13 protein-coding genes are annotated in these 17972 nt (G+C 66.3%); 10 read left to right on the forward strand and 3 right to left on the reverse strand.

The genetic code is table 11. The features are described 5' to 3' along the window. The first annotated feature begins 47 nt into the window (after positions 1 to 47). Positions 48 to 557, forward strand: coding sequence for a hypothetical protein (locus AB4Z27_RS09235; protein ID WP_441644316.1), 510 nt, complete (start codon positions 48 to 50; stop codon positions 555 to 557). Between the two features lie 30 nt (positions 558 to 587). Here the strand turns inward: AB4Z27_RS09235 and AB4Z27_RS09240 are convergent, their stop codons facing one another. Continuing rightward, positions 588 to 995, reverse strand: coding sequence for a hypothetical protein (locus tag AB4Z27_RS09240; RefSeq protein WP_441593488.1), 408 nt, complete (start codon positions 993 to 995; stop codon positions 588 to 590). A gap of 127 nt (positions 996 to 1122) precedes the next feature. Here AB4Z27_RS09240 and AB4Z27_RS09245 point away from each other — a divergent pair, with 127 nt between their 5' ends. Continuing rightward, positions 1123 to 9744: a GH36-type glycosyl hydrolase domain-containing protein gene (locus tag AB4Z27_RS09245; RefSeq protein WP_441644317.1), complete on the forward strand. Its 8622-nt coding sequence runs from the start codon at positions 1123 to 1125 to the stop codon at positions 9742 to 9744. Here AB4Z27_RS09245 and AB4Z27_RS09250 read toward each other — a convergent pair. Together AB4Z27_RS09250 and AB4Z27_RS09255 are read right to left on the reverse strand one after the other, a co-directional pair. After that, on the reverse strand, positions 9696 to 9926 hold the full coding sequence (locus AB4Z27_RS09250; protein WP_441644318.1) for a hypothetical protein: 231 nt from the start codon (positions 9924 to 9926) through the stop codon (positions 9696 to 9698). The two genes, AB4Z27_RS09245 and AB4Z27_RS09250, sit on opposite strands and share 49 nt — an antisense overlap. A 41-nt stretch (positions 9927 to 9967) precedes the next feature. After that, positions 9968 to 10351, reverse strand: a complete 384-nt coding sequence (locus tag AB4Z27_RS09255) for a DUF3562 domain-containing protein (RefSeq protein WP_441644319.1) — start codon at positions 10349 to 10351, stop codon at positions 9968 to 9970. Positions 10352 to 10578: 227 nt separating this feature from the next. Here AB4Z27_RS09255 and AB4Z27_RS09260 point away from each other — a divergent pair, with 227 nt between their 5' ends. From AB4Z27_RS09260 to AB4Z27_RS09295, 8 genes are all read left to right on the forward strand, one after another. Beyond that, the gene (locus AB4Z27_RS09260; protein WP_441644320.1) at positions 10579 to 11583 is read left to right on the forward strand and encodes a hypothetical protein; all 1005 of its coding nucleotides are present in this window, start codon (positions 10579 to 10581) and stop codon (positions 11581 to 11583) included. 185 nt (positions 11584 to 11768) lie between these two features. Next, the gene (locus AB4Z27_RS09265) at positions 11769 to 12707 is read left to right on the forward strand and encodes an intradiol ring-cleavage dioxygenase (RefSeq protein ID WP_092299609.1); all 939 of its coding nucleotides are present in this window, start codon (positions 11769 to 11771) and stop codon (positions 12705 to 12707) included. A gap of 33 nt (positions 12708 to 12740) precedes the next feature. Further along, positions 12741 to 13490: an SDR family NAD(P)-dependent oxidoreductase gene (locus AB4Z27_RS09270; protein WP_092299612.1), complete on the forward strand. Its 750-nt coding sequence runs from the start codon at positions 12741 to 12743 to the stop codon at positions 13488 to 13490. Between the two features lie 33 nt (positions 13491 to 13523). Next, positions 13524 to 14408, forward strand: coding sequence for a 3-keto-5-aminohexanoate cleavage protein (locus AB4Z27_RS09275; RefSeq protein WP_092299616.1), 885 nt, complete (start codon positions 13524 to 13526; stop codon positions 14406 to 14408). 36 nt (positions 14409 to 14444) lie between these two features. After that, positions 14445 to 15422, forward strand: a complete 978-nt coding sequence (locus AB4Z27_RS09280; RefSeq protein ID WP_441644321.1) for a quinone oxidoreductase family protein — start codon at positions 14445 to 14447, stop codon at positions 15420 to 15422. Beyond that, complete coding sequence (locus AB4Z27_RS09285; RefSeq protein ID WP_092299623.1) at positions 15419 to 15775, forward strand: cupin domain-containing protein; 357 nt, start codon at positions 15419 to 15421, stop codon at positions 15773 to 15775. The genes AB4Z27_RS09280 and AB4Z27_RS09285 overlap by 4 nt, the downstream gene beginning before the upstream one ends. Before the next feature lie 109 nt (positions 15776 to 15884). After that, positions 15885 to 16949, forward strand: a complete 1065-nt coding sequence (locus AB4Z27_RS09290) for a porin (RefSeq protein ID WP_441593507.1) — start codon at positions 15885 to 15887, stop codon at positions 16947 to 16949. 36 nt (positions 16950 to 16985) lie between these two features. After that, positions 16986 to 17969, forward strand: coding sequence for a tripartite tricarboxylate transporter substrate binding protein (locus AB4Z27_RS09295; protein ID WP_441593481.1), 984 nt, complete (start codon positions 16986 to 16988; stop codon positions 17967 to 17969). Positions 17970 to 17972 lie beyond the last annotated feature (3 nt).

Raw genomic sequence — 17972 nt, forward strand, 5'->3', positions numbered from 1 at the left:
CCGCCGATGGCCCAACAGATATGCGGAACAACAGTCGGAGGCGAGTCATGCGCACGCTCCTATATTTCATCCTCAATGATGTGGCCACCGCCAAGCTGGCACAGACCCGGCTGCACGCGCTCGTGGCTGGCCCTCAGGAGCCGGATGGTCCGTGGTTTGTACGTCGAGACCGGCAGCCCGTCGAGAGCCTGCCCGGCACCGACACGGGCCAGATTACCTACCGCGATGAAACCGCAATGGGCGGATTTGTCGCCGGCGCCATTGCCGGCGTCGCCATCACCGTTGCGTACGGCACATCGTTTGGTCCGGCCGAAAGCACGATCGCCGCACTGGGGGTTGCCATGCTCGGCGGCATGCTGGGCTGGCTGCTCGGGGCAAGACTCGGTGGCAAGTTCYTGCGCGTCGGCTTGACGGAACGCCGACTCCCCATGGCGCCGGGGCAGCTCGTGATGGTGGCAAGYTGCCACGGCGGTTCCTGCGCGCCGATGCGCAGCATCGTCARGGAGTTGGGCGGCGTTTGCCTCGCCGGGACAGCGTACCGCGGCTGGCCCCGTTGACCATGCGATAACGACGGCCCCGTCGACCATTCAGATCTGGGATTGCCTTTCCGTGGCCTGACAGTCCTTCTCCAGCATGGTGAGTACGTCGTAGAACACTTCATGCCAATCGGGGTGCGCGGGGTCGCCCACGTGTTGGTCATGGCCATCGGCAACCTTCGCGTGCAAGCCGTGACGCGTGAGTGTCATCACGACGGGCACCTCGGCGCTGTGCACCACGGCATCCCCTGCGTCGAACGTGACGACGTAACGGAAGCCGTAGCTTTTCGGACCGGGCTCTCCGGTCGGCTTGACCGATATCAGCGCGGGCGGCGCCTGCAAATATGCAGCCAGCTTCTCACTCGTGGATCTGGCGACCGATTCCAGCAAGGCCCTGTGATCCTTTTCGCGCGTCGATGCCTCGAAGAATCGATCGCGTAACGCTTCATACGGGGACATCGCGCCTCCTCGCCCTGCTGTGGGACAAAAGACCATRCCTCTACTGTAGAACGCGCGCGCAACGTCCGTACGTATCGGTGATCCAGGTCGCAGGTTCGTGGGGTGCCATCCTCAACGAAGGAAATAGATGCTAGAGGCCATTCGCCACGCTTTTTCGTTTCTGCCTACGCCGTCGCCATGGCATGACAAGGCGCCGGTCCGGGGAGAACTGTTTGGCATCGAACGGCTGGAGCAGCATGCGCAGAGCCTGGCGGCCGCGCAGACCGTGACCGYCAGCCCGCCCAGGGTCCCCACGCTGCAGAGCCGCCTCAAGGACAATGCGGCGGTCTTGCTGCGCGCCTACCGGGCCGGTGCGTCCGAATTGGAGAAGGGGCGCAGCGTGGTGCCCGCCGCAGAGTGGTTGCTCGACAACTACCACCTCGTCGAAGCGCAGGTCCGGGAGATTCGCGATGCCTTGCCGCCCGGCTACTATCGCCAGCTGCCCAAGCTGAGCAACGGACCGTTCGCCGGCTACCCGCGCGTCTTTGGCATTGCCTGGGCGTTTGTCGCGCACACCGACAGCCATATCGATGCCATCGCGCTGCGGCGCTTTATCGCCGCCTATCAGCGCGTGACACCGCTGACCATCGGGGAACTGTGGGCCGTCGCCATTACGCTGCGCATTGTCCTGATCGAGAACCTGCGCCGGCTCGCTGACCAGATGACGGCGGGGCGCGCCGCCCGCGCCGACGCCGATGGCCTGGCGCGCCGTGTACTGGTCGAGGGATGCGGCCGATCGGCGCTGGAAGCCGATATTGCGGCGCGTTCCGTCCTGCCCTTGTCGGAGCTGTTTGCCGCGCAGCTGGCCAAGCGGCTGCGTGACCAGGACCCCGTGACCACGCCGATCCTTGGCTGGCTGGAGGCGCGGCTCGGGCGGCAGGGCGTTTCCGTCGATGACGTGGTACTGCATGCCCAACAGCGGCAAGGGGCATCCAATGTCACGGTCCGCAACGTCATTACCAGCTTGCGGTTGATCTCGGACCTCGACTGGACCGAGCTGTTCGAGGACGTCAGCCTCGTCAACCGGGTGTTGTGCGCGAACAGCACGTTCGCGCTCATGGACTTCCCGACGCGCAACCTTTACCGCAGCGCCATCGAGCGCCTGGCGCGGGGCGCGACGCTATCCGAGCTGGAGATCGCCGACCGCGCGGTAGGGGCCGCCCGTGCCGCGACTGGAATCGGGCACGATGCCGGCCGCGTCGAATGCGCGACGGACGCCGGCTACCACCTGATCGGTGACGGACTCGCTACCTTCGAGGCGTCGATCGGATACCGACCCACCGTCGCGCAGCAGCTCAGCCGCTTTCATCTCCGGCTCGGCATCGGCGGCTACCTCGGGGCGACGTTGCTGGTCACCGTCCTGCTGCTCGCTATCTCGTTGTGGCTTCTGGGAGTTCCGGCGCTGGCCGCAACGGGCGGATGGCCCATGCTGCTCGCGCTCGTTGTGCTGATCTGGCTGATCCCCGCCAGCGAAGTCGCCTTCGCGCTGATCAACCGGGCGATTGCGTGGCACTTCGGGGCCGTCATCCTGCCCGGTCTGGCGCTTTCTGCCGGCGTGCCGCGCTMCCTGCGGACCCTGATCGCCGTGCCGACGCTRTTGTCCGGCGAGCCCGAGCTGCGCGCCCAGATCGAGGGGCTGGAGGTGCACCATCTTTCCGGGGCCGGCGGCGACTTGAGTTTCGCCTTGCTGACCGATGGCGTAGACGCCGATCAGGAGGTCATGCCCGGCGACGCGCATCTGCTCGCAGTCGCCGCCGAYGCCATCGCGCTACTCAACGAGCGCCATGGCCCAGGGCCAGCGGGAGACCGCTTTCTCCTGCTCCATCGGCGCCGCATCTTCAATGCGGGCGAGGGCGTCTGGATGGGGTGGGAGCGCAAGCGCGGCAAGCTGCACGAGCTGAACCGCCTGTTGCGGGGCGCCACCGACACCAGCTATGTGCCGGTGGGCGGCGCGCCGCCGCGCGTACCGGCTGACGTCCGCTATGTCATTACGCTGGATGCGGACACGCGCCTGCCGCGAGACGCCGCGTTGCGGCTGATCGGCAAGATCGCGCATCCGTTGAACCGGCCCCGCTTCGACCCTGCGCTGCAGCGGGTCATCGGCGGCTATGCGGTCCTCCAGCCTCGGGTGACCCCGTCGCTGCCGGTTGGGCGGGAGGGATCGTTGTTCCAGCGCATCTTCTCCGCGCCGGGCGGCATCGATTCCTATGCCACCGCAGCGTCCGATGTCTATCAGGACTTGTTCAACGAAGGGTCGTACGTCGGCAAAGGCATCTACGACGTCGACGCCTTCGAGGCGGCACTGTCCGGCCGGATCGCCGATAACACCGTGCTCAGCCACGACCTGCTCGAAGGCATGTTCGCGCGTACGGGCCTGGCGTCGGATATCGAGGTGGTCGAGGAATTTCCCGCGCGCCATGACGTGGCCGCCAAGCGGCAGCACCGCTGGACGCGCGGCGACTGGCAACTCCTCGGCTGGATCTTCGGACACCATGCCGGGCGCGATGCGGTGCCCGCCGTAGGCCGCATGAAGATGTTCGACAACCTGCGTCGCTCGGTCCTGCCGCTCTGCCAGCTGGCGGCGCTCGCGACGAGCTGGCTCGCGCCCGCGCCGCTCAACCTGCATGCCACGCTGCTGGTGCTGGCCGCCATCAGCATCCCGATCCTGCTGCCGGGCCTGCTTTCGCTGCGCCCCCATCACACGGCGGTGCGATGGCGCAGCCACGCGGCGATGCGGCTGGCCGATCTGCGCACCGCCGCCATGCAGATCCTGTTCACCGTGGCGTTCCTGCCGGACCAGGCTTGGAGCACCGGCGACGCCATCGTCCGGACACTGACGCGGCTGCTCCGCACGCGGCGCCACTTGCTCGAATGGACGACTGCCGCGCAGTCGAAGCGCAATCCCCGGCTCGATCTCGCGGGGTTCTACCGTCGCATGCTGGGCGGGGTCCTGCTGACCGTGGTGGTGGCTGCCATCACGATCGGTGTCGCGCCATCCGGCTGGCCGCTRGTGACGCCGTTTGTCTTGCTGTGGCTCGCCGCGCCGGCGCTCGCGCTGTGGGCCAGCCGTGCGACGCGCGCTGCGCCCCGGCTTACGCTGTCCGAGGAGGAAGCGGGAGAACTGCGCCGGATCGCGCGTCGCACGTGGCGCTACTTCGAGGTCTTCGTCACGCCGGCGGACAACATGCTGCCCCCGGACAACGTGCAGGAGAGCCCCCGGCAGGTCGTGGCGAACCGGACTTCCCCGACCAATATCGGCCTGTACCTGCTGTCCGCCGTGGCCGCGCACGACTTTGGCTGGGCGGGGACGACCGAAACGGTGGCGCGGCTCGAGGCCACGTTTGACGCGCTGCGACGGCTGTCGCGCTATCGCGGACACTTCTTCAACTGGTATGGCACCCAGGACCTCCGTGCGCTCACGCCCGCCTATGTGTCGTCCGTCGACAGCGGCAATCTGGCCGGCCATCTCATCGTGCTGGCCAACGCCTGCGAAGGCTGGGCGCGCACGCCCGCCGCTGCGACGGAGGCGCCGGAGACACGCAAGGGCATGCAGGACAGCGTCACGCTGGCCCATGAGGCACTGGGGAGTTTGCTGCAGGCAGGCAGCGAGCAGGGCCGCGAGGTCGAGGCGTTGCTGAACGAGATCGACGATCATCTGCACGGCGCGCAGCGGATGGCCACGTTGATGCCCACGCTGCGGCGGCTGGCCGACCACGCCACGCGGCTCTGCGCGGACATGCGCCCGGCCGCCGGCAATGACGCGCTGGGTGACCTCTCGTTCTGGCTCGGCGCCCTGTCCAGACGGGCGGTAGAACATGAGCGCGATGGCGCGGCGCTTGCCGCCGCGTCGCCAGACGTGGCTGTCCGGCTTCTCGCGCTCGCCAGCGAAGCGCGCGAGATGGCGATGTCCATGGATTTTTCCTTCCTGTTCAACGGGGAACGCAAGCTGTTGTCGATCGGCTTTGCGATGGACGATAACCGGCTCGACACCAGCTGCTACGACCTGCTCGCCTCGGAGGCGCGACTGGCCAGCCTGTTCGCCATCGCAAAAGGGGATGTGCCCACGCGGCACTGGTTCCGCCTGGGCCGTGCCGCCACACCGCTCGGCAACGGTTCGGCGCTGATCTCGTGGTCCGGCTCCATGTTCGAATACCTGATGCCGTCACTGGTGATGCGTGCGCCGAAGGGCAGCCTGCTCGAACAGACCAGCTGGCTGGTGGTCGAGCGCCAGCGCACCTACGGTCGCTCGCTGAGCATTCCCTGGGGCATCTCGGAGTCCGCGTACAACGCGCGCGATCTCGAGTTCACGTACCAGTATTCGAACTTCGGCGTGCCAGGCCTCGGCCTGAAGCGGGGKCTTGCCGAGAACGTGGTGATTGCGCCGTACGCCGCCGCGCTCGCCGCCATGGTTGACCCGCCCGAAGCGCTGCGCAACTTCAGGGATCTCATGCGCATCGGCGCGCTGGCTCGGTACGGCTTCTACGAAGCCATCGACTTCACGCGTTCGCGCTTGCCGGAGAACCAGGATCACGCCATCGTGCGGGCCTTCATGGCCCACCACCAGGGCATGAGCATTGTCGCGCTCGCCAACACGCTGCTGCACGGCGTCATGCGCGAGCGCTTCCATCAGGAGCCGATGGTCCAGGCGACCGAACTGCTGCTGCAGGAGCGCATTCCGCGCAATGTGGCGATCGCGCCGCCGCGTGCCGAGGACGTCAAGGCTTCGGCGATTGCCCCCACGGTCCAGGATTCGACGGCCAGGCGGATGCCTGGTGCGGTCGTCGGGCCACCTGTCACCCATCTGCTCTCGAACGGGCGCTACACCGTCATGCTGACGGCAGCGGGGGCCGGCTACAGCCATTGGCGCGACCTGTCGGTCACCCGGTGGCGGGAGGACGCCACCTGCGATGAAGATGGGTCGTTCATCTTCCTGCGCGACAACGAGGACGGACGGGTCTGGTGCGCCGGCGCGTGGATCCCCGGCAGCGAYGATGTTGGCGAGGACAACGAGGTGCTGTTCGTCGAGGATCGCGCGGCGTTCCATCGGCGCGATGGCGCGCTGACCACCACGCTCGACGTGCTGGTATCGGGCGAGGACGACGGCGAGGTGCGGCGCGCGTCGCTGTCCAACAGTGGTCGCCGAACCCGCGAGATCACGTTGACCTCCTACGCCGGGCTGGCGCTCTCGGCGCAGGCGGCGGACGTCGCGCATCCGGCGTTCTCCCGGCTGTTCATCCAGACCGAGTATCTGGCCGAGTTCGGCGCACTGATCGCGACCCGCCGGCCCCGCTCGCAAACCGATCCGCAGATCTGGGCCGCGCATTTCGCGGTGGTGGAGGGGGACGTCTGTGCCGACCCGGAGTATGAGTCCGACCGGGCGCGCTTCCTGGGGCGGGGTCGGACCATCATGACGGCGCGCGCAGTGCAGGACGGCGGGCCGCTCTCGAATACGACAGGCACGGTGCTGGATCCCATCTTTTCGCTGCGGCAGCAGGTGCGCATCGCCCCCGGTGGGGTGGCGCGCGTGGCGTTCTGGACCGTCGTGGCGGCGTCGCGCGCCGAGCTGCTCGATCTGATCGACAAGCACCACGATCGCAGCGCCTTCGACCGCGCCCGGACCCTCGCATGGACGCAGGCGCAGGTCCAGCTGCGTCATCTGGATATCAAGTCGAACGAGGCTGCGGACTTCCAGCGGCTGGCGGCAGCCATCCTGTACGCGGACCGCCGCCTCAGGGCGCCATCCGGGGCGATCGCGCGCGGCGCTGGCCTYCAGTCCGGRCTGTGGCCGCACGCCATCTCTGGCGACCTGCCGATCGTTCTGTTGCGTATCGACGAGATCGACGATATCGCGCAGGTTCGCCAGTTGCTGCGTGCGCATGAGTACTGGCGCATGAAGCGGCTCGGCGTCGATCTCGTYATCGTGAACGAGCATGCCTCGTCGTATGTGCAGGACCTGCAGGTCGCCATYGACACAGCGGTACGCAGCAGCCAGTCGCGGCCGCGTCTGGGCGAGGAGTTCGCCCAGGGGGCGGTCTACGCGCTGCGCGCCGACCTGATGACCGGCGAGGCGCGTGCGTTGCTGCAGTCCGTCGCACGCGTGGCGCTGATTGCACGCCGGGGCGCGATTGCCGACCAGCTTGCACGGATTCCCGATCCGGCGTGGGCACCGCCGCCAACGTTGCCGCTTACGCCGCCGCCGTCCCGGTGGCCGCCTGCCGTTGCAAGYACCTCGTACGATCGGGCCTCGCTCGAGTTCTTCAACGGTTTGGGTGGCTTCGCCCGGGATGGCCGGGAGTACGTCGTGATCCTGGAGGACGGCTCCACCACGCCGGCGCCATGGATCAATGTCATTGCCAATGACGGCTTTGGCTTCCAGGTGTCGACCGAGGGCAGCGGCTATACGTGGTCCGTCAACAGCCGGGAGAACCAGTTGACGCCATGGTCCAACGACGCCGTCTCGGACCCGGCAGGGGAGGCCATCTACGTGCGCGACCTGGCGTCGGGCGAGGTCTGGACAGCCACCGCGCAGCCGGTGCGTGATGGCGGCAAGTACATCGCCTGTCATGGCTTTGGATACAGTCGATTTTCACACGTGGCGCACGGCATCGGGCTGGAGCTGCTGCAGTATGTGCCGGTCGATGACCCGGTGAAGATCTCGCGGATGACGCTGCGCAATCTCTCCGGGGAGCATCGGCAGCTGTCCGTGACGGCCTATGTCGATTGGGTCCTCGGCCTGTCGCGCGGCGCCTCGGGCCCTTACATCGTGACCGAGTTCGATGCGGAAAGCGGCGCGATGCTGGCGCRGAACCCCTGGAATCTCGCGTTTCCCGGCCGGGTCGCGTTCGCCTGTCTGGTCGGGACCACGACGAGCTGGACAGCCGACCGAAGCGAGTTTATTGGCTATCGCGGCACGCTCGGCCGCCCGGCGGCGCTGGTYGCCCCCGCCGGCTCGGCATCGCTTTCCGGCGCGGCCGGCGCGGGGATGGATCCTTGTGCGGCCCTCCAGTGTCATGTCTCGCTCGCGCCGGGCGAATCCACCGAGGTGGCCGTGCTGCTCGGGCAATGCGCCGGCGCCGATGAGGCCCGCGCCTTGATCGCCCGCTATCGCGCCGAGAATCTCGACAGCACGCTCGCGGCCGTGACGGCGCAATGGACGGATCTGCTCGGCGCGGTGCAGGTCAAGACGCCGGATCGCGCGATGGACATCATGCTCAATGGATGGTTGCTCTACCAGACGCTCGCCTGTCGCGTCCGGGCCCGTTCGGCGTTTTATCAGGCCAGCGGCGCCTACGGGTTTCGCGACCAGTTGCAGGACACCATGGCGCTCACCTTCGCCCGCCCCGCCGAGACGCGGCGCCATCTGCTGCGCGCCGCCGCGCGGCAGTTCGAGCCAGGCGACGTCCAGCACTGGTGGCTACCGCATTCCGGGCAGGGCGTSCGCACGCGGATTTCGGACGACTGCGTCTGGCTGGCCTTCGCCACGGCGACCTATGTGATGGGGGCGGATGATGCCGCGGTGCTGGACGAGCGCATCCCCTTCCTTGACGGGCCGGCACTGGCTGCCGGCGACCAYGACCTGTTCTTCCAGCCCATGGTGGCTGAGGCCAGCGCGTCGCTGTTCGAGCACTGTGCGCGCGGCATTGACCGCTGCATCGGCCTGACAGGCGAGCACGGCCTGCCGCTGATTGGTGGAGGTGACTGGAACGACGGGATGAATCTGGTAGGCGCTGGCGGCAAGGGCGAGAGCGTCTGGCTGGGATGGTTGCTCGCCCGCACTATCGCGCTGTTCGCCCTGCTGGCTGACGCGCGCGATGCCGACCGTGCCGCCAGATGGCGGGCCCATGGGCTGGCACTGCGCGAGGCGCTGGAACAGCATGGCTGGGATGGCGCGTGGTACCGCCGGGCCACCTACGATAACGGCACGCCGCTGGGCTCGAAGGACAGCGAGGCCTGCCGGATCGATGCCATCGCCCAGTCCTGGTCGGTGCTGTCTGGCGTGGGCGACCCTGCCCGAAGCGCGATGGCCATGGCGTCGCTCGACCAGCGGCTTGTCCGCCGCGACGAAGGGCTAGCGCTGCTGTTCTCGCCGCCATTTGACGGGGGCGTGGACGACCCCGGCTATCTCCGGGCTTACCCGCCCGGTGTCCGCGAGAACGGTGGTCAGTACAGTCACGCCGCGATGTGGAGCGTCCTGGCCTTTGCGGAGCTGGGGGACGCGGACACTGCCGTCGAACTGTTCTCGATGCTCAACCCGATTCACCATGCGCTGACGCCCCAGGCAACGGACCGCTACAAGGTGGAGCCTTATGTGGTGGCGGCCGACGTCTATTCGGTCGCCCCCCACGTCGGCCGTGGCGGCTGGACGTGGTACACCGGGGCGGCGGGATGGATGGTGCGGGCAGGCGTCGAGGGCATCCTCGGCATCCGGCGGGAGGGCGCCTGGCTGCTAATCGCGCCACGGATTCCCGCAAGCTGGCCGGGCTTCCAGGCCACCATCGCACTGGGTGCCGGCCACTACGATATTCGCGTGGAGCGAAGGGGTGCCAACGATCCAGTGTCGGCCGCAATGCTGGATGACTTGCCCATCCCCTGTGTCAACGGCGCCGTGCGCGTGCAGTTGGAGGACGGGGAGCACCGTCTGGTCCTTCGCCTCGGCGACGTTCAGCTTCGGACGGCGCCGTCCTCGAACTTGGCAAATACGCGGGCCTGAACCGCTTCCATGATGGCGAGCGTGCTCTCGTCTGCTTGGGCGCTGGCCGTCACGCCGGTCGCGTCCTTCGGCTTGGCGCCGAGAGGGTAGAAGACAAACTCGGCGTCGATCTTGCCGGCCGTTTCCTTCTTCAGGCGTCGGTTGAGTGCTTTCAGGTACTGCTTCTTGTTGGTCTTTGACATGTTTTCCCGTTGACGTGCGGTTTGGCAAGTGGCGCCAGGGATTATGCGCCAGGCGAATCGGGCCGCCGATCGAGCGACGACTGCGGTACGTATTTGCGCCGAAGGACTTCCAGCACTCTCTTCTCCGCGAAGAGTAGAACATAGTCCTTGCACTTCGCATCGGACAGCAATGCGTCCCATGCACTCCAGAACTCCTGTCGGACAATTTCCCTTGGTATGCCACTGCGAAGTGCGATGCGCTCGATGGCCTGGACCGCCAGCGGAGGACGCCCGGAATCCTCACCTGACGCCGGTTCAGGATTTCCAGTGCCAGCGTCAGAGTCCGTCATGGATGATGTTGATACATGCGTTTTTACCACACCAAGTGTAGACGCTGCCTGTTTGGGTAGCCGTGCCAGATGCCGGCATCGCGGTGCGGTGCGCATGCGGTGCAGGCGATTATGCCTCAGCACGGTGTCCTGTCAGGTGGCTGGCGGAGGCGGCAGAAGCCGCCGAAAAGACGTTGACCGTCATTGGCATGTGCCCCAAACCAAACATGCGACCARGGTGTCCTCGGGGCGGATCTGCACGGCGCGTCTGCTGCTTGCCTTGGGGGTTTTCATTTTCCGTTGCTAAGATAATTCGAGTTCACCCCTGCTCAAGGCGGAGATCGATGCCCCGCGCCCGTTGTCATTGGTTGACGCTCCTCGCCGCCGGACTACTGGCGCTGGCATCCATTGCCGCATATGGGCAGGAGGTGCTGCTGCTCGGCGGCTTCTATACCAACCCGCCGATCCAGACTGAGGACGACCGTAGCTACGCCTATGCCTACGTCTATCAGCAAAACCTGACGGAGCACTGGTACGCCAGCTATACCTACCTGAACGAGGGCCATATCACCGGCCATCATCGCGACGGGCACAGCGCCCAACTCTGGTGGCGTTACCTGGCGCTGGACAGGCGGCTGGCGCTCTCGCTGGGCGCCGGCCCTTATCTCTATTTCGACACCACCAGCCACCAGCCCGATGGCAGCTACGAAAACAAGCACGGCGTCGGGGTGTTGGCCAGCGCGGCGGCCAGCTGGTACGTCGGTGGCCCCTGGATGTTGCAGGTACGCTTCAACCGGACGTGGCAGGCGTCGGGCTTCAATTCCAACACGGTTCTGCTGGGCGTGGGCTATCAACTCGACCGCGACAACCTGCCAGGGCCGGTCGTGGGWTCGGCTCACCGGGGCAAAGACGCCACGCCCAACGAACTGACCGTCATGCTGGGTGGCRTCGTCGTCAATGATTTCGAGTCGGACATGGTCTTTGGCGGCGCGCTTGAATATCGGCACCAGCTTTGGCGCTACGTGGAAGGGACGGTCAGCTACCTCGACGAAGGAAGCGCCAGGTCRGTCCGGCGCCGCGGCGTGGCGACGCAGGCCTGGGTATCCGGGGCCTTCCTGGGAGACCGGCTGACGCTCGGTTTCGGTGCCGGTCCTTATTACGCTACCAGCCTCCGTGTCAGCGGCCCCGGCGCGGACCCCTCACCGTCCCATTGGTCTGGCCTGTTTACGCTGTCGACAAGCTACCGGCTCGGCGATCACTGGCTGGCACGGCTGTCATGGAACCGAACCCTGACGGGRTACAGCCGGGATACGGATATGTTCCTCGCGGGGCTCGGCTATCGCTTCTGACGGCGGCGCACCAGCCACCGCCGGAGGAGCCCTAGGGTTACCACGGATCGACCCTCTATCCTCTTGATTCGCCTCGTTTTTCGTCCAATAAGTGATTTTTGGCTAACTCCTGTTCGCCCATCCGCGGCTTGCCATTCGCCTGAAACCGCCCATAATGCAAACGTTTGCATAAAGGAGAAGACGGCATGGAAACCCCACAGTCCACCCCAGCCCAGAAGCCCGTCGGCGCGTTGCGCCTGATCGATAATGAATCGTCGGTCACGGAAGTGGTCAGGCAGGCCATGGCCCAGACGGAAGACCCCCGCCTGCGGACGGTGATGGCAGCGCTGGTGAAGCACCTGCACGACTTCCTGCGCGAAGTCCGGCCGACCGACGCGGAGTTCGAGTTCGGGCTCGAATTCATCGCCGCGCTTGGGCACGCCACACACGCCACGAACAACGAAGTTGTGCTCGCGGCCGATGTGCTTGGCCTGTCCACGCTGGTCACCACGATGAACAACGGCACGACGGAAGGGCGCACGCCCGGCGCGTTGCTGGGCCCGTTCTATCGCGCTCACGCGCCGCACTACGCATGCGGCGACTGCGTGGTCCAGGATGATGCACCGGGCTTGCCGCTGTTTGTCAGCGGCACGGTTCGCGCCACGGATGGCTCGCCGTTACCGGGCGCGATCGTGGAGGTCTGGCAAGCGTCGCCGGTTGGCCTCTACGACAACCAGGACCCGACGCAACCCGATCGCAACCTGCGCGGCCTGTTCCACACCGATGCCGACGGTGGCTACCACTTCCGCACGGTGCGGCCTGCGGGCTATCCGGTGCCGACCGATGGTCCTGTGGGCAAGCTGCTGGCCGCGCAGCACCGGCATCCCTACCGTCCCGCGCATATTCATTTCATCGTAGCCTCACCGGGCTATCGCACCCTGGTGACGCAGGTGTTTGCCGACGATTCCGACATCCTCGAAACCGATGTCACGTTCGGCGTGCATCGCCAGCTCGTGGGCGCGTTCCGGCTGGTCGAAGCCGGCCGCAGCCCTTGGGGCGACCTGCCGGCGCCGTTCTACACGATGGCGTTCGATTTCGCGCTCGAACCCGGCGAGCAAACGTTCCCGAAACCACCGATCGACTGACGACCCAATCCTCCCCCAACTCACAACCAAACCATGAAGACTTCATCTCTCTCCGGCAAGGTTGCCGTGATTATCGGCGGCACCGGCGGCATCGGATTCGCGGCGGGCAGGGCGCTGGCCGATATCGGTGCCAGTGTCGTGCTGACCGGGCGCGACATGGACCGCACGGCAAGCGCCGTGAAGGCGTTGCCTGCGGGCAACCATTTGGCGGCACGCGCGGAAGTCGGTGACAGCGCCACGCTGCGTCAGCTTGCCGAGGATGTGCATCACCACTACGGCCGCGCAGACATTCTCGTGAATACGTCAGGCTTCACGCGTGCGATTCCGCATGGGGATCTCGACGCCCTTGACGATGCCCTGATCGACGAGATGTTCGCCATCAACTGGCGCGGCCAGTTCGCGGCGATTCGGGCGTTCGCGCCGCTGCTGCGCGCTAATGGCGACGGCCTGATCGTCAACGTGGGATCGATCGCGGGGCGCACCGGACAAGGCAGCAACGTGGCGTACTGCGCCGTAAAGGCCGGACTGGATGTCATGGCGATGTCGCTCGGTCGCGCGTTGGCTCCGGCCATCCGCGTGCTCAACGTTTCCCCGGGCGTCGTCGACACGGGCTTCGTGCCGGGCCGCGACAGCAGCTTCAATGACCGCGCGGCAAGCACCACGCCGCTGCGCCGTATCGGCCAGGCGCAGGACGTGGCGGACGCGATCGTCGCTTGCGCTACCTCGCTGCGTTTCGCTACAGGCACCACGATCGTCGTCGACGGTGGGCGCCAGCTCGGCTGATCTCCTTTCTCCCATCTATTTCCCAACTGACCCATGCACGCACGCAAGACGATCATCACCTGCGCTGTGACCGGCAACATCGTCACGCCCGAACAGCATCCGGGGCTTCCCGTCACGCCCGCCCAGATAGCCGATGCCGCGCTCGAAGCGGCGGAAGCGGGCGCCGCCGCCGCCCATATCCATGTGCGGGATCCGGAAACCGGCCGACCGTCGATGTCGCTCGACTACTACGCCGATGTCATCGACAGGATTCGCGCGAAGCACCGGAGCCTGATCATCAACCTCACCACAGGGCCCGGTGGCCGTTTCGTGCCCGATGAGAACGAGCCACGCGTGGCGGCCCCCGGCACGACGCTGCTGCATCCGCTCAAGCGGGTGGAACACATCGCGGCGCTGCGCCCGGATGTCTGTTCCCTCGACCTGAACACGATGAACTCGGGCGGCGACGTTGTCATGAATACGCCGGCCAACGTGCGCAAGATGGCCGGCGTGATCCGCAGCGCCGGCGTGATGCCGGAGCTGGAGATCTTCGATTCCGGCGATCTGAACATGGCGCTCGATTTCATCCGCGAGGGCGTGCTGGACGGCCCCGGCCTCTGGACCTTCGTGCTGGGCGTGAAGTACGGTTTCGCCCCGACCCCGGAAACCATCTTCTACGCCCGCAATATGCTGCCGCAGGGCGCGCACTGGTCTGCGTTCGGCATTGGCCGTGCCGAGTTCCCGATCGTCGCGCAGGCCTGGCTCGCGGGCGGCCATGTACGGGTGGGGCTTGAGGACAACATCTATCTGGAGAAGGGCGTACTCGCCCCGAACAATGCCGCGCTGGTGGCCAAGGCGCGCGACATCGTCAAGTCACTTGGAGGAGAAATCGCTTCTTCATCAGAGGCCCGCACCGTGCTGGGCCTGCGCGACGCCTGACATCACCATTCACCGCACACAGCATTCGATATCACCATGAATACCATCCAGGTTCATCAGAAAGCCCCCAGCATCGACACGCTCGAACTCGCATTGACCGGCCTGCCGCGCCCCGAGGCTGGCCCGGGCCAGTGCATCATCGAAGTCGCCAGCGCCGGGGTGAATCCCAGCGACGTGAAGGCCACGCTCGGGATGATGCCGCATGCCGTATGGCCGCGCACGCCGGGCCGGGACTACGCGGGCGTTGTGATCGACGGCCCTTCGGAATGGATTGGCCGGCAGGTCTGGGGCAGTGGCGGCGAGCTTGGCATCCGTCGCGACGGCACGCATGGCAAGTACTTGCGCATCGGCGTGAACGCCGTGCGCGAGAAGCCGGCGACGCTGTCGTTGCTGGAAGCCGGTGCCGTCGGTGTACCGTTCATCACCGCGTATGAGGGCCTGCGCCGCGCAGGGATGCCTGGCGCCGGCAGCACGGTGCTCGTTTGCGGCGGCAACGGCAAGGTCGGCCAGGCCACGATCCAGATCGCGACCGCGCTGGGCGCACGCGTGTTCGCTGTCGAGCGCGGCGCCGAGCCGTACCGTGGCCACACGAGCGGAACGGTGCGCATGATCGATGCCAGCCGGGAAACCATCTCAGCCGTCGTGCGTGAGGAAACCGACGGGCATGGCGCGGACATCGTCTACAACACGGTGGGCAGCCCCTATTTCGAGCAGGCGAACCTGGCCATGGCGATTGGCGCCACGCAGGTCTTCATCTCGACGATTGAAAAGCCGGTGCCGTTCGACATCTTCGCGTTCTATCGTGGCCAGCACACCTTTGTGGGCGTGGATACGCTGGCCCTGGATAGCGAAGCCTGCGCGAAGATCCTCGATGCGCTGGCGCCGATGTTCGCCGCCGGCGCGCTGAAGCCGTTCCCGGTGCTGCCCGACTACACGTACGCGCTGTCCAACGCACGGGACGCCTATCGCGCCGTGCTGCAAGGCGCCACCGAACGCGTGGTGCTGACGCCATGAATACGACCCGCTTCGCCCAGGCGCCGGCCTACCATCCGGCCAATCATCAAGGTATGCACTGTCTGCGGCTGCAAGGCCACGAGGCGGGGCCTTCCGATGCGCTGTGGATGGGCGTGTCGATCATCCTGCCGGGCGGCCATACGTCGCTCGACGCCTCGCCGATGGAGAAGCACTACGTCGTGCTGGAAGGCGAGGTCTGCATCCGCACGCCGGAGGAGACTGTGACGCTGGGGCAGTTCGATTCGGTCCGGCTGGCGCCTGGGGAGGCCCGCGAGGTGAGCAATCCGTCTAACCGGCCCGCGATGCTGTTGCTGGCCATGCCGTATCCGGCCACGGCCACCGCCAGGCCCTGATTTTTTGTTGCGCTTCTGCAAACGTTTGCAATCATCCACTTCATAACAACACGAGGAGACCCAGATGCAGAGAGTTTTCAGGCGACGTCATGTGATTCCGCTGGCCCTGATGTCCACCGTCATCGCCCGGGAAGCGATGGCGGAAGACAGCGTGACGATATACGGGCGGCTCAACACGGCCATCGAGTACTCGCGGGCCAGCACGGCGACGGACGGGACAAAGCTGGGCAGTACGGTGCGGCAGACCAACAACCGGTCGGTATTCGGCTTTCGGGGCGTGGAGCACCTGGGCGGCTCGCTCCAGGCCGTGTGGCAGATCGAGAGCAACGTCTCGCTGGACACCGGGCAGGGCCAGATCGCAGGCCGCAATACGCGCGTGGGCCTGCAGGGCGACTACGGGCTGCTGTTCATGGGCCACTGGCAGACGCCCTATACAGAGTCGACCGCTGGCTACGATCCGTACTACCCGACCACGGCCGGCTATATGGCGCTGATCGGCAATGGCTCGACCTCCAGCTCCGACAACGTCCAGGACACGAGTTCGTTCGACCGGCGCCAGAAGAACATCATCCAGTACCGCTCGCCGCAGCTGGGGGGTGCCAGCCTCTGGCTCGGCTGGGGATTGCCGGAAGAGAAGACGACGGTGCCGCGCAATCCGGCGCTGTACTCCGCCGCACTGGTCTACGAGCGCGGCCCGCTGGGGGCGACCGTCGCCTACGAAGTTCACTCGCACTACCAGGCGGCCGGGCGCAATGACGATGCGCTGAAGGTCGCGCTGGCCTACCAGCTGTTCCCGGGCACGCGCCTGGCCGCGCTCTATGAGCACCTGCACTACCGCACCGATACGGGCGACCTGCAGCGCAACGGGTACTACGCATCGCTGGTGCAGAAGCTTGGGACCGGCAGCGTGCGGGTGGGGGTGGCCTATGCCGCCAACGGCACGGGATCGTCCACGGACACGATCGGATTCTTCCGCAGCGGTTCGGAAACCAATGCCATGCAGTTCACGGTGGGCTACGACTATCCGCTATCGAAGCGCACCGCACTCTACGCGTACTACAGCCGCATCAATAACAAGAAAAACGCGATCTACGACTTCGCCATCAACGAGCTCGGTGTCAGCGCCGGTGCCGATCCGCAGACCTTTGCGCTCGGCATGCGGCACTTTTTCTGACATCCGCGCACGCCATTGCATCGTGAGGAGACAACCATGAGACGACAGTTTTTCCGCCCCATTGCGGCCCTTGGACTGATCGCGGCGCTTGGGCTGCCGTACACCGTCATCGCGCAACCCCAGTATCCCGTCAAGCCGATCCGGCTGATCGTGCCGTTCTCGGCGGGCAGTGCCACCGATATCCTGGCGCGCATTATCGGCGCAAAGATTGGGGAGGGCGGCCAATGGCAGGTGATGGTGGACAACCGGCCCGGCGCCGGCGGCACGCTGGGCGCCACCACGGTTGCCAAGTCGCCGCCCGATGGCTACACGCTGATCCTGGTCTCCGTGGGCCATGCCATCAACGCCACGCTCTATCCGAAGTTGGGCTACGACACGCTCAAGGACTTCGCGCCGGTGTCGCTGGTCGCCTCGGTGCCCAACGTGCTGGTGGTCAACGCCGCCAGTCCGTACAAGTCGATGCGCGATATCGTGGCTGCCGCGAAGGCCAAGCCGGGCACCCTGAACTTCGATTCCGCCGGTTCGGGCAGTTCTACGCACCTGAGTGGTGAGATGTTCAAAATGCGGGCGGGCATCGACATCGTGCACATTCCGTTCAAGGGTACCGGCGAAGCCCTGACCGACGTGATGGCGGGGCGCGGCGACATGATGTTCGCGCCGACTGTATCGGCCCTGCCGTTTGTCAAGCAAGGCAAGTTGCGTGCGCTGGCGGTGACCACGCCAGCACGCGCAGGCGCGTTGCCCGATGTGCCGACCGTGGCGGAGGCGGGGCTGCCCGGCTATGCGTTCGATTCGTGGTTCGGCGTCCTGGCGCCGGCCGGCACGCCGAAGGAGGTGATTCAGGCGGTGAATGCCGAGATCGGCAAGGCGCTGGCGTCTCCCGATGTGCGCGAGCGGCTGGCGGCCCAGGGGGCCGAGGCGCGCGCCAGCACGCCGCAGGAGTTTTCCAGCTATATCCAGGCCGAAATTGGCAAGCTGGCGCCTGTGGTGAAACAGTCCGGCGTGCGGGCAGGGGAATAAGCG

Origin of the sequence: Cupriavidus sp. KB_39, from assembly GCF_052114485.1 — a bacterium.
Lineage (GTDB): Bacteria > Pseudomonadota > Gammaproteobacteria > Burkholderiales > Burkholderiaceae > Cupriavidus.

What these genes read in the sequence shown, in the direction of transcription:
- AB4Z27_RS09270 (WP_092299612.1), top strand. Translation starts at nt 12,741, where the DNA reads ATGAAGACTTCATCTCTCTCCGGCAAGGTTGCCGTGATTATCGGCGGC.
- AB4Z27_RS09255 (WP_441644319.1), bottom strand. Translation starts at nt 10,351, where the DNA reads ATGCGCACCGCACCGCGATGCCGGCATCTGGCACGGCTACCCAAACAG.
- AB4Z27_RS09295 (WP_441593481.1), top strand. Translation starts at nt 16,986, where the DNA reads ATGAGACGACAGTTTTTCCGCCCCATTGCGGCCCTTGGACTGATCGCG.
- AB4Z27_RS09290 (WP_441593507.1), top strand. Translation starts at nt 15,885, where the DNA reads ATGTCCACCGTCATCGCCCGGGAAGCGATGGCGGAAGACAGCGTGACG.
- AB4Z27_RS09240 (WP_441593488.1), bottom strand. Translation starts at nt 995, where the DNA reads ATGTCCCCGTATGAAGCGTTACGCGATCGATTCTTCGAGGCATCGACG.
- AB4Z27_RS09285 (WP_092299623.1), top strand. Translation starts at nt 15,419, where the DNA reads ATGAATACGACCCGCTTCGCCCAGGCGCCGGCCTACCATCCGGCCAAT.
- AB4Z27_RS09275 (WP_092299616.1), top strand. Translation starts at nt 13,524, where the DNA reads ATGCACGCACGCAAGACGATCATCACCTGCGCTGTGACCGGCAACATC.
- AB4Z27_RS09250 (WP_441644318.1), bottom strand. Translation starts at nt 9,926, where the DNA reads ATGTCAAAGACCAACAAGAAGCAGTACCTGAAAGCACTCAACCGACGC.
- AB4Z27_RS09265 (WP_092299609.1), top strand. Translation starts at nt 11,769, where the DNA reads ATGGAAACCCCACAGTCCACCCCAGCCCAGAAGCCCGTCGGCGCGTTG.
- AB4Z27_RS09280 (WP_441644321.1), top strand. Translation starts at nt 14,445, where the DNA reads ATGAATACCATCCAGGTTCATCAGAAAGCCCCCAGCATCGACACGCTC.